Consider the following 725-nt stretch of genomic DNA (forward strand, 5'->3'; position numbering starts at 1 on the left):
AAAACCGCGACCCACGGTTGCCCGGTGTCCATGGTCACCGGCGAAGAACTGCTGACCCTGACCGATGGCGAACTGGATGGCGTGCTGCCATTTGCCTGGACACGCCTGTATCGCACCAGTGCCGTGGAGGTGGATTGCGGGCTGGGCTTTGGCTGGAGCCATTCCTTGGCGCAGCGGCTGGAGGTGGTCGGCGGGTCGGTGGTGTGGACGGACCATGAGAACCGCAGCACCACCTTTCCCCTGCCCTCCGTTGCCCGCCCGGCGATCAGCAATAGCCTGGCTGAAGCGGCGATTTATCTGGGGGCTGCGCCGGATGAACTGGTGCTGGCGCAGGGGGCACGCTTCTACCACTTTCACGACGGTGTGCTGACGGCGATCAGCGATGGGTATGACAACCGCCTGGGTATTTCCCGCGATGGCTTGGGGCGGATTCGGCGCCTGGATAACGGTGCCGGTCGCGCCTTGCTGTTGCGTTATGACCGCGGGCATATCGTGGCGCTGGACTACCAGGTGTTTCGCGTGGAAAGCGAATCGGATGACGCCTGGGTTACTGAGCAGAACGTTGTTTCCTACCGCTATGACGAACAGTGGCGACTGCTTGAGGCGATCAATGCCGTCGGCGAAAGCGAGCGCTATCAATATGACAGCCTTGCGGTAATTACTGAGCGGCAGTTGGCCGGTGGGGCGAGTTTTTTCTGGGAGTGGGAACGGTCTGGCAAGGAGGG

Annotated in this window: 1 protein-coding gene; it reads left to right on the forward strand. The window is 61.9% G+C overall.

The window, feature by feature from the left end; genetic code table 11:
* The coding region (locus HBR93_RS26750) for a DUF6531 domain-containing protein (protein WP_222932504.1) at positions 1-725 on the forward strand (725 nt) is incomplete at both ends.

Origin of the sequence: Pseudomonas sp. WS 5411 (assembly GCF_012985595.1) — a bacterium.
In the GTDB taxonomy this organism is placed as follows: Bacteria; Pseudomonadota; Gammaproteobacteria; order Pseudomonadales; family Pseudomonadaceae; genus Aquipseudomonas; species Aquipseudomonas shahriarae.